We start from the raw sequence: 15,367 nt of genomic DNA, 5'->3' as shown, positions 1-15,367 counted from the left end.
TTGTATAAAAAAATAAATAACAAACATCTACAAAATACAAATACTCCAAAAATTATAAAACAGTATAACCTTTCGATTAATGTAATTCTATGCCTACTCTTCATTAGCTATGAATGGCAATATTGGTCGGCGGTTTAAGATATACTGTCCCGAAATTGGTGGATAGGCATCAACAAAAAATCCAAATCTGGCACCAGTATAAAGGCTATAAACAGGTTGTAGTTAAACATTTCATTTGGACTCAGGTTCTTGATTCAAAGAGGTTAATACAGAGTACAAAAGATGACTTGTCCGGAGAACAAGAATCTGATGATTCCTTTCCGGACAAGCTCATTATTAGAATCTAAACTTTCTTTTGATTTAGAAATTCATATTTCTGAGATATCAATTCACTTACAAGTCCCGTCCAGCCTGTCTGATGAGAAGCTCCCAGTCCTTTGCCTGAATCACCGTGGAAATATTCGTAAAAAAGGATGTAGTCTTTAAAATTAGGATCTTTGTTTAACTTGTCTACATTCCCAAATACAGGCCTTTTACCTTCTGCATTCATTGTAAACAACTTAATAAGACGATCTCCAAGATGATGAGCGATCTCATTAAGATTTAATAGATTTCCAGAACCTACCGGATATTCTACTTTATAGTCATCTCCGAAATAATGGTAAAATTTATTCAGAGATTCGATCAGCAGGAAGTTCACAGGAAACCATATGGGTCCTCTCCAGTTTGAATTTCCACCGAACAGCTTCGAATCTGATTCACCCGGAAGGTAACTCACTGAGAATAAATTATCATTGACCTTTATTTCATAAGGCTTATCCTTATGATACTTAGATAAGGCACGAATACCATAGTCGGATAAGAATTCTTTTTCATCCAAAGCCCTCTTTAACAAGTTTTTTAGTCTTGAACCTCTGAGTAGTGACAGTAGCCTTGTCTCGCCCTTTCCTGCTTCATACCACCTCGAAACCAAGACAGAAAGATCAGGACGATTTTCCAGTACCCATTCCAATCTTCTTTTAAAATCCGGAAGTTCAGATACCATTTCCGGTTCAATTGTTTCCACTGCAAACATCGGAATCAAACCTACCATTGACCTGATCTTCATAGGAATGCTTTCTCCTTCAGGCTTATGAAGCACGTCATAAAAGAACTCATCTTCATTATCCCAAAGACTGATACCTTTTCCAGCAATATTGGTAATGGCTCCAGCGATATAAAGAAAGTGTTCGAAGAATTTCGTGGCCACATCCTGATAAACAGGCCTTTCCATAGCCAGCTCCGTACTAATCTTAAGGAGGTTCAATGAATACATCGCCATCCAGCTTGTGCCATCGGCTTGCTCAAGATATCCTCCGGTAGGAAGTTTCTGACTTCTGTCAAACACTCCGATATTATCCAGGCCGAGAAAACCACCTTCAAAGATATTGTTACCGCTAATGTCTTTTTGGTTTACCCACCAAGTAAAGTTAAGCAAGAGTTTATGAAGTACTTTCTCCAGAAAATCATAGTCACCTTTTCCGGTAAACTCTTTATCTATCTGATATACTTTATATGCTGCCCAGGCATGTACAGGAGGGTTAACATCACTGAAGTTCCATTCATATGCAGGAATTTGTCCGTTTGGATGCATATAATATTCTCTCAGCAGCACTACCAGTTGTCTCTTTGCGAAATTAGGATCTAGTCGCGCAAGAGGAATACAATGAAACGCAAGATCCCAAGCAGCATACCATGGATATTCCCATTTATCCGGCATAGAGATAATATTGGAATTACTCAAATGCCTCCATTGACTGTTTCGTTTATGCTTTCTTTCTTCAGGAGGTGCTGGTTGGCCAGGATCACCTTCAAGCCATTGATTTACATTAAAGTAATAAAATTGCTTGCTCCATAACATTCCTGCATATGACTGACGCTGGATCATTTTCAGCTCCGGGTCTGCAACATTCTTCTGTAAGTCATTATAAAATGCATCCGCTTCATTTAACCTCAACCTGAATATATCATCAAACTCTTCAAATGCTCCTTGATGTGATTTATCAGCAAGTCTGAGTTTGATCACCTTTGTTTCTCCCGGCGCAAAATCAAGTTCATAAAATGCTGAAGCTTTAGTTCCTTCTTTAAAGTTTACAGCTCCTGCCTTGCCATTAACTATATAATCATTAATGCCATCCTTACAATAAGCAGTAGAGTTGGCGAAATTGTATAATCGTTTATAGTTGGTTTCATTATCGCAAAAGAGGAATGATCTGTTGTGATTTTCTGCATACAAATGAAAAGATTTATCTGGCCTGTATTTTATGTAAATCTCCTCATTAGAAATGGCCTGCATTCCAGGTTTAAAAGTTTTGTTATCCCAGGACCATGTATTCCTCAGCCAGACAGTAGGTAAAACTGTGAGCTTGCAATGATCATCTCCCCTGTTTGTAACGCTTATTTTTACTAAGATATCTTCCTTGTCAGCTTTTGCATATTCAATGAAAACATCATAGTAGCGATTATCATCAAATACTCCTGTTTCCAGAATTTCATATTCCGGATCAGCCTTTGTTCTTTTCCCATTTTCCGCTACTATTTTATCATAAGGGAATGCCCTTTGAGGATACTTGTAGAGCATTTTCATATAAGAATGTGAGGGCGTATTATCAAGGTAATAATATAACTCCTTGCAATCTTCTCCGTGATTCCCCTCGTTTCCTGAAAGACCATAAAGTCTCTCTTTCAGTATAGGGTCTTCACCATTCCAAAGTGCCAGGGCAAAACACAGTAATGATTTATTATCTGAAATACCTGCAATGCCTTCTTCTCCCCATCTATAGGCCCTACTTCGGGCCATATCATGAGAGATAAACTCCCAGGCACTTCCAGAAGTACTATAATCTTCTCTTACAGTGCCCCATTGACGTTCTGTTAAATATGGTCCCCACTTTTTCCATCCAATACTTTCTCTGTATTGTTTCACACGCTCCCGTTCAGGATTCCAGCTATTTTCCATTAAATAAAAAAATGATAATGCTAATTTGAATGAGTAATTAGAGCTTACACTCTCTGTATACTTCGCCACTTCTGGCTTTAGTTTTTTCTGAAAGTCTAAAAAGGACTTCATCATAAATCCTTCTCCTAAAGGAGAAGGACTTTAATTGATCTATATTCAACTTTCAGCTTTATGCTTTTAGCTTACAGCTTAATTTAATTTACCTTCACCTTTTCATAACCTACCATGTAGGTCTTTGGAGTCAAAGTCTTTACAACCTCTTTTTTCTGCTTGCCATTTTTATCAACCATCTGTATTTGATTGTAGTCTTCCTCTGTCTTAATATCTACGATGATCTCGACGTTTTCTTCTTTTGGAATGATAATGTATTGATTTTCTACTTTAGGATCTGGTTTGATAGAAGCATGCTTAGAGGTAACATACATTGTATGCTTTACATTTTCAATTCCTCCTTCAAGCTTCACTCTGATCTTGTTTTCTTTGTTCTTTTTCAAATGTGTAATCAGGTTCTCCGAATCTCCTTCAATAAGGTAAATATTCGCTCTTGGAGCCGAACCTTCTTTAGGTTTACCCTGAGCAAAGATATTCAGGGAAACAAAAGTCAATGCCAGGATAATTATAGATCTTAACGCCATGTATTTTTATCTAGTTTAGTATTTTAAATTTACAGAAATAATCCCGAAAGGTTATTTTATTCGGGCGATCTCAATACTTTTTTTATTCACTTTAACCAAACTTCCCTCATTATATTTTTCCAGATAAACCGCTGTTGGCTTTTCATGGCTTTTAATCCATCCTTCTCCTAAAAACTTTCCATTTGGAGCAAACACTATACTTCTGTGATTAGTAAGGTCATTTACCAACCAGTAAGAAATGTTAGCTGCAATAGAATGTATATACTTGATATCATACTTTTCCAGGGGAAAATTAGTCTGAGTAAACAAAGGACTTAGGGACATATCAAGAAAATCCAGACGGTCTTTATCTTTTCGGACAATTGTATACGACTTCATTCTGTTATCAGGATATAGGGAGAATTTACTCTCAGGGCTTAAGCGGAAAAGCTGTGCCCTCTTTGCTATTTTACCTGAAAAATCGACTTTAACCAATTCTCCTTTTTCTGATAAAATTGAAATGTAACTGTTGATGTTTGAAGAACTCTTTTCTATAAAAAAAGTACTTGTTGTTGCATGCTCCAGCTTTACAGGAAAACCTTTAATTGGCTGACCCTTTCTGTTGAATACATGTAATTTCCCTTTTCTTGACAAGGCTACAATATAATCTTTATCATCTATACGAACATGGGCAGGCTTGCCTATCAAGCTGTAATCAATCTTTTTCGGCTTCCAACCATCAAGTAACTTTCCTTGAGTATCCAAGGCATATATATTACCTGAATCATCGCCTGCAAAAAATCTGTAATTTTTGCTTCCATCATAATCAATCAAAGCAAGAGAAGTGATATAAACTTTACCAGGAATAGTTAATGGATAACCTTTTATTAACTGACCATTAGCACTATTGATAGCATATATTTTATTTCTGACTGCAAAAACTATTTCATCCTTGCCTGCTTTGTCAATATTTCCCCACACAGGATCTGAACTTAGTTTTCCTTCAACTTTAGCACTCCACAATAACGTACCAAATCTTGAGAACAAGTGGGTTTTAAACAATGAATCCTGAACAAGAAAATGTTCATCCAGTCCTGATATTGCTCTTAAGGGAAAGGCTTCCGATATAAGGCCAGCATTGAACTCTAAAGTTTTATTGACAGCCAAAGATTTAGGTACTCCAGTCGTGCTTCCTTTACCCTTTTGAATAATATACCTTAATAAAAACTTCTTATCATAGTCTGCAGAAAAGCTTACACCTGTATAGGAAAAAGAACCTGAAGACCTTATCCAATTTTTCTTTATCTCCGGATCACGAATGCACTTACCAGCAAGGAATTCAGAGCGATCCGGATTTACATAAAGTGAGATATTGGAAGGTTCTGCAAAAAACTTTATTCCAGCTGTCTTTTTGAGAACGTATCCGTTTTGCACTTGCTGAAGGTAAGTTTCCAATGCAGCCAACTGGTTTCCAATTACAACAAAGTTGCCGTGACTTGTAATGAAGTATTCTTTAAAATCAGAAAATACAGGACCGAACAAATGAGTAAGAAGGTTCTTTTTATGTACGGCATAAATCTTTCTGTTAGGATTAGGAGTAGTTACCGAAGTAGATGAGTCTGCCAAGGTTCTTAAAGCCTTCATAAATGCATTAGCATCTGAAGTTTTTATAATTGAATATTGAAAAACTCTATCGGAAATTTCAGGCTCAGTGATTACCCAGGCTACTTCATCTTTAATAAGTTCGATAGCTTTTGTCAATTGTTTATATGCTCCTCCTTTTAAAGGAATTTCTTCATTTATTTTATCATACTCAGCAAACCAGGTGGGGCAATCTGATATGCCAAGCCTGAAAACGGCTGATGCATTTTCAGGAATTACAGCACCCATTGAAAACTTTACAGGAGTTTGATTTTTAAACGTATTTAGATATTGATTTTCATTTGCTACTGTTTTTCCATTCAATGTTAATCCTGCATCAGTCTTTTCCCATGTTACACCTGAAGAGGATGCAAAATTTGCAAGTCCTTTGAGGCCTGCAGTATATCTGGCTGTACAGTAGAGAGATAAATATCTGGGTAAGTTCTTATGATTTATAAGGATTTTTGTTGAAGTTTTATCTTCTGCAAGATTATTTGCCTTAGTCCAGGCAAGATCTTTATCCTGACTAAGATTTCTGATAACATCTTCAAGTAAAAAGCCTGAAAAACTTCCGATAAAATAACCCTGATAAAATATGAAGGAAAACTTTTTCCTGTCCCCTCTTCTGCCTAAATCATATATCATGATATCGTTGAAGAGACGATGGTCCAGTGTTAGTGAAGCGTCTTGCTTTACAAGCTTTCCAAAATCAGAATGAGCTTTTTCTTCATCTTTCTTCAGATAAAAAATAAGGTCTACATCACTTTTACCAGCAGCATTCAAAGAAATGTATACCTTTTGTTTATCTGAAAACTTAATAAGGCTATCCAGAAGCGGATCTTCATTTAAATGACTGTATAGAAATTCAAAAAAAGGAACAGAGGAAAACATGGAAGCAGAAGACCGACATTCTTTCATAATATCTGTAAGGTCTTCAGATTCCATTAATACTACAGCTGAAGGAGACAACAGTTCATATACTGCATCCTTTTCACTTTTATTAAATCTGAAAGCAATGAAAATAAGGAATACCGCTATAACAGTGATTCCGGCAGCAATTAAAGCTTTCCTTTTTCCGCTTAAAAATTCTTTAATTTTATTGATTACTTCTGATTTGCTTTTGGAAAGCATTTGCATTATTTTTTTACAAAATTTATACTTTTATTTCAATTAGAAAAATTTATTAATGATTGCTGTTATTCAAAGAGTTAAACATGCTTCTGTAACGATTGACAAAACGCTAAAATCCAGTATCTCTGAAGGACTGCTGGTTCTTTTAGGTATTGCACATGAAGATACACAGGAAGATTCAGACTGGCTCACTAAAAAAATAATTAACCTGAGAATTTTTTCTGATGCTGATGGCAAAATGAATTTATCTCTGAAAGACATTAATGGAGACCTCTTGGTTGTGAGTCAGTTTACTTTGCATGCAAGTACTAAAAAGGGTAACAGACCTTCCTTCATTGAAGCGGCAAGACCGGAAAAAGGGATTCCCATGTATGAACAATTTGTACAATTAAGTGAAATTGAACTTGGTAAAACGGTATATACTGGTGAATTTGGCGCGGACATGCAGGTCCAACTCTTAAATGATGGGCCTGTAACTATCATTATTGACACAAAAAATAAAAATTAAATGACTATAAAAGAAGCGCAGGAATCTGTTGATCAGTGGATTAAAACTACCGGAGTCCGCTATTTCAACGAATTGACCAATACTGCTATTTTAATGGAAGAGGTCGGAGAAGTAGCCAGAATCATGGCAAGAAAATATGGAGAACAATCATTTAAAAAAGGGGAAGACGGCAAGGACCTTGGGGATGAATTTGCGGATGTTTTATTTGTATTAATATGCCTTGCCAATCAGACAGGTGTAGATCTAACTGAAGCTCTCACCAAAAGTATGGAAAAGAAGAGTATCAGAGATAAAGACAGGCATAAGAATAATGAGAAGTTGTTTTAAAAAATTGATGCCATCGCTTGAGGCGATGGCATTAATAAAGTCAGTTTCTTCTCAAGCTTTAAAAACCTCTTTTAAAAAGACCACTAAAGCTTCCCACGAACGTTTAGCAGCTTTCTCATTATAGGCTGCACCTTTGGAATTGTCATTGCCTGCACGTTCCTCGGTGAAAGCATGAACAGCGTTGCCATAGTAAACCATCTGCCAGTCTGCCTTACCATCACGCATTTCTTTTTGAAATCCTTTAATATCAGCATCTGAAACATAAGGATCATCTGCCCCATGCAACACTAATACTTTAGGTTTAATTAAGACATTTACACGTGTAGTATCTTTACCAAGACCACCATGAAACGAAACTATTCCTGCCACAGGAAGCTGTCCTCTTGCTGCCTCCAAAGCTCCTGTGCCACCAAAGCAATATCCCATTACAACAATCTTATCTGGATCAGCACCCAGTTTTATAAGTTCCTCTATAGCTGCTTTAATTCTAGACTGGTAGATTGAAGGATTACTTTTATAGTAGGATGAAGTTTTTGCGGCCTCCTGTTTATCTTTTGGTCTGGAGTTTTCACCATAGATATCAGCGGCAAATGCATTGTAACCTAGTTTGCTTAATTGATCAGCTGAATTTTTTGCATGTTCATCAAGGCCCATCCATGCATGGATTACAATTACGCCTGGAGCTTTCCCCTTTGCTCCTTGAGCCTTCACAAAGAATCCCTTTAATGAAGCAGAGCCATCGGAATATGTAACATCTTTGCCCTGAGCAAAGGCAATGTTTGTGAGCATAACAAATGCAATGATTATTTTTAACAATCTCATATTAATAATTATGTTTTATTAAAAGTATTTTCTGTAAACCATTAAAGCAACGAATAAGAAAAAATTGATACTGTTTTTTTTCTCTCCCAAAATAAAAAAGCCGATCTGAATAGACCGGCTTTCTGATGTTCATTTCAGCCTTTAGCCTACAGCTATCTTTTGTTGATTTTCGGAGGTTTTTAAAGCATTCTTATTTTTCTCTTCAACCTGTTTGTTTACATAATAAGTCATCACTAAAGCTGCAATCATAGCGACCAATACAACATAACCAAGGATATCATAATTATGTATATAACCATCGGAGGTTTGAACGACTATCAAACCTGCAATAGCAGATCCGATACCTCCTGATGTTTGCTGAACAGCTGAATTAACGCTCATAAATGCGCCTCTGTCCTGAGCGGACGGAATGCCTGTCATTAATGCTGAAGAAGATATGATGCGAGCTGTGATGCCTGCAAACATGAAAATATTTATTACTATCAACAACCATAGAGGTGTAACTCCAAGATGGCAGTATATCATCATTGTAATCATACTTAATATAGTGCCGATAAAGAAGATATTATACTTTCCGATTTTATCGCTGTATTTACCTATAAGCGGGCCTGCAACCATTGAAAAGACACCTGTAACACCATACAAAATCGGAAGACTTTTAATTGAAATTCCAAGGTTGTTTGTTGTAAATGCACTGGCAAATGGCATGATCATAAAGCCTCCGGTAGCCAGCAATGTAGTAGCAGCAAAAGCTTTTACATAAGACTTATTTGAAATGGTTTTTTGAAGATGTTGAAATGCATTTCTTTCTGATTTAACCTTGAGATGGTCCGTTACCGGTTTCATATACAGAAATAAAACAACTCCGATAATTGCTCCGAAACCAGCAATCATCCAGAAAGGAGCATGCCAACCAAATTGATTAGCAAGATAAATTCCTACAGGTATTCCTAATATCTGGCTTACAGAAAAGGCCATTTGAACAAATCCCATTACACGTCCTCTTACTTCCATTTTGAAAAGATCTGTGATAATGGCAAACCCTATTGATCCAATGACTCCACCAAATAGCCCGGTAACAATTCTGGCAATAAGCAAGGACTGAAAATCTGTTGCCAGAGCGCAGAATATTGTTCCTAAAATAAAGCCCACATAAAATAACATGAGCATTTTTTTTCTGTCATACTTATCGGCAAAACCTGCAGCAGCTATACCTGCAGCTCCTGCACTCAGTGCGTAACCTGAAACAACAAGCCCGAACTGTGACGTTTTCATATTCAGCTCTTTTAGAAGTATAGCTCCCAGAGGAGATAAAACCATAAAATCAAGAATAACGGTAAACTGCAGAATCGCAAGCATTGCGATCATGAAGACCTGATATCCGGTGAAGAGTTTTTCTTTTTGTATTGTAGTTGTCATTTTTTTAATTTTAATCCATTAGCTCCTCGCAAAAGAAGCCCGCTTCGTTGATTGTTTTTATTATTGTTTCTATTTGAATTGCAGAAGTTTCAAGTCTCAGCACTTTATCATTATCTTCCAGGTCTACACTCCACGAAGAAATCTCCTTTATTTTCCTAAAAAGAGGTTTAATCAGTTCCAGATCCTTCTTAAGTCTGATATTAGTCCGGAAGACCAGCACTGTATGAGTTGTTTCCATGGCGATCTTTTTTAAAATGAACATTCATTTAGTCAAGTAACAAAAAGAATATTATGGCTTTAAAGCTTTTAAAACCAACTGGAGTGTTTGCATCATCAATTCATCAGTCAGGTGAAATTTTTTGTTTGCATAACTATGACCTTGAGAGTGAAATTTGATTAATTGATACAAAGGGCCAAATGCCACAGACCAGTAAGCTTCAAAAGGGAGCTCAATTAATTCTTTGTTTTTGATGGCATTGGTGGTAAATTTTTTCATAACATCCCTGAAATGTTCCTTATTTGCTTCTACAAATCTTTCATAATGCTGTGAATGTTTGATTTGTTCTACAAAAAGCATTTCCGTAGGATTTTCAGTAAAAAACCTGGCTCTGTTTCTCCACTGCAATTTCATTCCCTCTTCAAAACTCATTTCCGGGTCGAAATTTTCAAGGCTTGTACAGGTTAGCTTTTCACTGGCATACAATGCAAGCTGTATAATAAGGTCCTCCCGATCTTTATAATAAATATAAATTGTAGCAGGAGAAACGCCGGCGGCCCTGGCTAACTTTTGCATGCTCAGCCCATCGAGCCCCTCTTTCACAATCATCTCAACAGCCTTTTGCCTGATTGCTATTTCTTTATTTTCGTCCCTTGCTCTCATTACTTAATTACATGCAAATATAAATGAATGTTCATTCACTTAACAAAAAATTATATAAACTTTATTTCAAAAAAGACACATATTATTAAATTTCAATACTTTAATTACAATTTATAACCTCAAAATCGTATATCCTATTTTTAAAATAAAATAAGCAGAAGAGAGCATTAGCTCCTATCTGCTTATTTCCTCCTCCAACAACCTCTATTTAAAAACTTAAAAAGCTATAGCATAAAAGGCTTTTTCTCCATTGGGATAAACCCCCTGTACCAACACCTCATTCTGTTTATTCTTATTGATAATCTTAGTTGCATCCTCCATAGATTTCACTGGTATTTTATCAATATGTGTGATGATGAACCCATCTTTCATGCCGGCGTTTTTAAATTTTCCAGGCATAACTTTCTCTATTTTCACACCACCTTTCACCTTAAATTTCTTTGCTTCTTCTTTTGAAAGATCTCTTAACTGTGCTCCGACAAGGCTAGCCATTTCATTCGGATCTTTCTTGCTCAGCTTGGTATTGCCAGTACTGTTTTTCAGGAGTACTTCAGTTTCATTAACTTTACCTCCACGAGAGTAAGATAATTTAATCTTATCCCCCGGTCTGTGAATTGCGACTATTTCCTGAAGCTCAGAAGGAGAATCTACAATATGACCTTCAATCTTTTTAATAATGTCACCTTTTTGAAGCCCTGCATCGGCTGCTGAACTACCCTTGACTACAGAGTCGACATAGACACCATGGAAATCCGGAATTTTCTTAGCTTTTACAAGGGCTGCATCCAGATCCTGAATCGTGACTCCCAGTATAGCTCTTTGAACCTGGCCATACTTTTTAAGGTCTTCAACTACCTTAAATACAATATTAGAAGGCACAGCAAATGAATAGCCTGCATAAGATCCGGTTGGGCTGGCAATAGCCGTATTAATTCCGATCAACTCCCCTTTCGTATTAACCAGTGCTCCACCGCTATTACCAACGTTAACCACAGCATCTGTCTGAATAAATGATTCAATGGCCATATTGCTTTGTTCTGCAAGCACACCTACATTTCGTCCTTTGGCGCTAACTATTCCCGCTGTAACTGTCGATGTCAGGTTAAACGGATTTCCAACAGCCAGCACCCATTCACCAATTTTTATGATATCAGAATTGCCATAAATGATAGGAGTTAATTCTCCCCCTTCAATCTTCAAAAGACTTAGATCTGTTTCCGGATCTATGCCCACAATCTTTGCTGTATAACTTCTTTTATCATTCAGCACGATTTCAATTCTATCAGCGCCTTCAATAACGTGGTTGTTACTCACTATATATCCTTCTCCGGAAATAATTACACCTGATGCAGATGCAACTGGATACTCTTCCGGTTTCTGTTCTTTTTCCTTACTTTGATCTCCTTGTGGGGGCTCAGCCTGACCACCATACAGTTCTTCCAATAAATCCTGAAGCGGATTTTCCAAAGAAGCAGAACCTTGAGGAGAACTTGAATATGTCTGAATAAAAACCACTGCAGGCCTTGATCTTTCTGCAGCATAGGTAAAATTCATCCGCTCCGGAACTACAATATTTGTGTCTTTGGGAGCAGGCGCCTGCAAACCTGCATAACTAAAATGATTCACTCCTGTGAAGGATAGAACCAGAGCCATCATTAATTTTGTCCAACTTCTCATACGCGTCTATCTTTTGGCAAAGACAGTTTTACTGGTTGTCATTTGCTTGTTTATTTATTCAACTGGGCATGATGAGCAATAGTTATTTGAAGATTTTTTAGCGCGATTTATAGGGAAAAACGAGCTCAAAAAACAGATTTATAGATGTATTGCTAAAAGATATAATGTTGGTAAACTCTATATTCACTCATATGGAAATGATTTTGAATTACAGAGAAGACAAAGGGGGCCACAGAGAAGGCTAAGCATTATTGAAAGTTTTCTTAAGATTAAAACAGGTTTAAATAAAAAAAACAGGAATTTATTCCTGTTTTCAATCTCTTAAAATTCAAAACCAGATATTAACCTTTCGCAGAACTGAATCTTGAGAATACACCTAAGGGCAATTTCTTTTTAAATCTATCCTGAAGGAATAACTCGCCTATCTCAAAATTCTTTCTATCTCCAAAAAGCTGTCTGGTAAATGTTTCCAAGATAAGTGCAGAAAATCCTATTGAATACAGGTTAATGATAAAGAAATAATTTTCATTATCCAGTAGCTCTGCACAGTACTTCAGCATTTGATTCAAGTGCTCCTCGATGATCCACTTCTCTCCAGTAGGACCTCTCCCATAGGCTGGTGGATCAAGAATAATGCCCTGATACTTGTTACCTCTCTTCACTTCCCTTTGCACAAACTTCATAGCATCTTCAACAACCCAACGAATATCGGTCAGCTGAGATGCCTCCATATTTTCTCTTGACCATGTAATTACCTGCTTTACCGAATCTACGTGTGTTACATCTGCACCAGCTGCTTTGGCTGCAATAGAAGCCCCACCGGTATAAGCGAAAAGGTTTAACACTTTCGGCTTTCCTGGCATGGCCTTTACAGTATCATAAATATAATCCCAATTGGAGGCCTGCTCAGGAAAAATTCCCACGTGCTTAAAGCTTGAAAGGCCAAGCCTGAACTTAAGCTCCATTCCCTTGTAAGAATATGGCATCAGCCATTGCTCTTTCATTCCTTTCTTCAGCACCCACTCCCCTCTTTCGCTGTCAAAGTTTTTATTGCCTTCTTCTTTTTTCTTAACGAAAGCGGCGTTGTTCATTCTGCTCCATTCATCTTCTCTCATCGACGGATCCCAGACAGCCTGAGGTTCTGGTCTGGAAAGAATGAATTCACCGAACTTCTCCAGCTTTTTATAATTTCCCGAGTCTATCAGTTCATAGCTTTTCCAGTTTTCGGGAGTAAGTAATTTCATTATGTTAAAGGAGGTTAAAGGAATTATATGAAAATCTCTATTCTATTAAAAACATAAAGTGTAAGCACCTTTCGATACTTACACTTTTTATAACTACTATTTTGAAATTAAGCTTCAATCCAGGATTTCACCTCATCGATTGTTGGAGCTTTAATTTCAAGCTTCATCTTTTTTCTCATCCCGCAAAGATCGTTGAATAACTTGTTAGCATTTGCGGATTTCAATTGTTCAATGTTATTAATTCCGGCTTTCTGCATCAAAGGGATCCATTCTTTCTGAATTCCTCTTGCAAGATACTCAGCATCTGGTGTCTGTTGTATCTGCTTCTCAGGCTTCATCTGAGGAAAGAAGATAACATCCTGAATAGAATTTGAGTTGGTCATGATCATTGCAAGACGATCTATACCAATACCAAGACCAGCAGTCGGTGGCATACCATATTCAAGAGATCTTAAGAAATCTTCATCAAGAACCATTGCCTCCGTGTCTCCTCTTTTCCCTAACTCCAATTGCTCTTCAAATCTTGCTCTTTGATCCACAGGGTCATTTAATTCAGAGAATGAGTTGCATATTTCTTTTCCATTACAAATCGCTTCAAAACGTTCTACCAGGCCTTCTTTTGTTCTGTGCCTCTTTGCAAGTGGCGACATTTCAACAGGATAATCCATGATAAATGTCGGTTGAATAAGATTCGGTTCGCATTTAGCTCCGAATATCTCATCTATCAACTTTCCTTTACCCATTGTATCATCCACGTTTATATCAAGACTTTTAGCTACATTTCTAAGTTCTGTCTCATTCATATCATCAATGGTGATGCCAGTGAAATGCTTGATTGCTTCGAACATTGTATATCTCTTCCATGGTCTCTGGAAGCTGATCACATTATTTCCAACCTTTACCTCTGTAGTTCCATGAAGCTTCAAAGCAATTTTCTCAACCATCTCCTCTACAAGGTCTGCCATCCAGTTGTAGTCTTTGTAAGCGACATACAATTCTATCTGGGTAAACTCCGGATTGTGGAAACGAGACATCCCTTCGTTTCTGAAGTCTTTTGAAAACTCATAAACGCCATCGAAACCGCCAACTATAAGCCTCTTCAGGTATAGCTCATTTGCAATCCTGAGGTAAAGCGTCATGTCTAAGGTATTGTGATGAGTTTTAAACGGTCTTGCAGCAGCACCTCCGTAAAGAGGCTGCAGAATCGGAGTTTCCACTTCAAGATAACCTTTGTTGTTAAGATAGTCTCTCATAGTGTTCACCAGAGCAGTTCTCTTAATGAAAGTATCTTTTACATCCGGATTTACGATAAGATCAACATATCTTTGGCGGTATCTCTGCTCAGGATCTGAGAATGCATCGAATATTTTCTTGTTACCTTCTTCATCTTCTGCTTCCTTAACGATTGGCAACGGTTTCAAGGCTTTCGTAAGTAATGTAAGGCTTGTAACGTGAATAGAAATCTCGCCGGTCTGAGTGGTGAATACATATCCTGTCACTCCTATAAAGTCTCCAATTCCAAGAAGCTTTCTGAAGAAAGTGTTATAATATGTTTTATCCTCTTCTGGACAAAGATCATCTCTTCTGACGTATAATTGAATTCTGCCGGAACTATCCTGAAGCTCTACAAAAGACGCGTTTCCCATGATCCTTCTGCTCATGATCCTTCCTGCAATGGAAACATTCTTATAATCCGTCTTTCGCTGTTCGTAATGCTGATGGATGTCTTTTGCCGATACGTTTACATGAAAAGTTTCTGATGGATAAGGGTTTATACCCATTTTCATCAAAGTTTCCCTTTCTTCTCTTCTAATTAGTTCCTGTTCACTTAATTGCATAATATTTTTCCAATGAGAGGACAAATCTATAAAGATTCCGTCAATTTCCTGACAGGTTTTAGATTGAAATCTTACAGAATAATATTAAAAAGGTGTTTTTTATGTATTAGTTCGCGTATGGAAGATTATTTTTACATGAAATGAATACTTCCATCTGGCTTTGATTTAGCTTAATTTGCTATTACCCATACAAAAAATCACTCCAAAAATCTGAACAACAAACACTTAACATTCTCCTATTAATAATAAGACCTTTCCTCTTATAAAA

The 15,367-nt window shown here is 37.0% G+C and carries 12 protein-coding genes; 2 read left to right on the top strand and 10 right to left on the bottom strand.

What is annotated here, in order from left to right; genetic code table 11:
• Positions 1–343 precede the first annotated feature (343 nt).
• The 3 genes from K350_RS0106775 to K350_RS0106765 all read right to left on the bottom strand — a co-directional run bounded on the left by K350_RS0106775 (position 344) and on the right by K350_RS0106765 (position 6,384).
• The gene (locus K350_RS0106775; protein ID WP_028979256.1) at positions 344–2,998 is read right to left on the bottom strand and encodes an MGH1-like glycoside hydrolase domain-containing protein; all 2,655 of its coding nucleotides are present in this window, start codon (positions 2,996–2,998) and stop codon (positions 344–346) included.
• A gap of 194 nt (positions 2,999–3,192) precedes the next feature.
• Entirely contained in the window at positions 3,193–3,633 is a 441-nt protein-coding gene (locus K350_RS0106770; protein ID WP_028979255.1) for a hypothetical protein, read from the bottom strand.
• Positions 3,634–3,684: 51 nt separating this feature from the next.
• A complete protein-coding gene (locus K350_RS0106765; protein ID WP_156026960.1) occupies positions 3,685–6,384 on the bottom strand; it encodes a PQQ-binding-like beta-propeller repeat protein in 2,700 nt (899 codons plus the stop codon).
• Positions 6,385–6,439: 55 nt separating this feature from the next.
• On the opposite strand from K350_RS0106765, the gene dtd reads away from it, so the two are divergent.
• Both dtd and K350_RS32290 read left to right on the top strand, forming a co-directional pair.
• Complete coding sequence (gene dtd / locus K350_RS32295; protein ID WP_028979253.1) at positions 6,440–6,892, top strand: D-aminoacyl-tRNA deacylase; 453 nt, start codon at positions 6,440–6,442, stop codon at positions 6,890–6,892.
• Complete coding sequence (locus K350_RS32290; RefSeq protein ID WP_028979252.1) at positions 6,893–7,219, top strand: nucleotide pyrophosphohydrolase; 327 nt, start codon at positions 6,893–6,895, stop codon at positions 7,217–7,219. It begins immediately after the preceding gene.
• Between the two features lie 51 nt (positions 7,220–7,270).
• On the opposite strand, the gene K350_RS0106750 is transcribed toward K350_RS32290, so the two are convergent.
• From K350_RS0106750 to lysS, 7 genes are all read right to left on the bottom strand, one after another.
• The gene (locus K350_RS0106750) at positions 7,271–8,041 is read right to left on the bottom strand and encodes a dienelactone hydrolase family protein (RefSeq protein ID WP_028979251.1); all 771 of its coding nucleotides are present in this window, start codon (positions 8,039–8,041) and stop codon (positions 7,271–7,273) included.
• Positions 8,042–8,182: 141 nt separating this feature from the next.
• Positions 8,183–9,460, bottom strand: a complete 1,278-nt coding sequence (locus K350_RS0106745) for an MFS transporter (protein ID WP_051312934.1) — start codon at positions 9,458–9,460, stop codon at positions 8,183–8,185.
• Between the two features lie 10 nt (positions 9,461–9,470).
• Positions 9,471–9,698 carry a hypothetical protein gene (locus K350_RS0106740; RefSeq protein ID WP_028979249.1) on the bottom strand — a complete coding sequence of 76 codons (228 nt, stop codon included), beginning with the start codon at positions 9,696–9,698 and terminating at the stop codon, positions 9,471–9,473.
• Positions 9,699–9,749: 51 nt separating this feature from the next.
• Positions 9,750–10,340, bottom strand: coding sequence for a TetR/AcrR family transcriptional regulator (locus K350_RS0106735; protein ID WP_028979248.1), 591 nt, complete (start codon positions 10,338–10,340; stop codon positions 9,750–9,752).
• A gap of 216 nt (positions 10,341–10,556) precedes the next feature.
• Positions 10,557–12,017 (bottom strand): trypsin-like peptidase domain-containing protein, encoded by a 1,461-nt coding sequence (locus K350_RS27770; protein WP_051312932.1) that lies wholly within the window; start codon positions 12,015–12,017, stop codon positions 10,557–10,559.
• A gap of 341 nt (positions 12,018–12,358) precedes the next feature.
• Positions 12,359–13,261 (bottom strand): class I SAM-dependent methyltransferase, encoded by a 903-nt coding sequence (locus K350_RS0106725; RefSeq protein ID WP_028979247.1) that lies wholly within the window; start codon positions 13,259–13,261, stop codon positions 12,359–12,361.
• Between the two features lie 107 nt (positions 13,262–13,368).
• Positions 13,369–15,099, bottom strand: a complete 1,731-nt coding sequence (gene lysS / locus K350_RS0106720; RefSeq protein WP_028979246.1) for a lysine--tRNA ligase — start codon at positions 15,097–15,099, stop codon at positions 13,369–13,371.
• Between the last annotated feature and the right edge of the window lie 268 nt (positions 15,100–15,367).

The sequence above is a fragment of the Sporocytophaga myxococcoides DSM 11118 genome (genome assembly GCF_000426725.1).
Taxonomy (GTDB): domain Bacteria; phylum Bacteroidota; class Bacteroidia; order Cytophagales; family Cytophagaceae; genus Sporocytophaga; species Sporocytophaga myxococcoides.
Note: the sequence above shows the minus strand (reverse complement) of the source record. Positions and strands in the feature narration are given on the sequence as shown.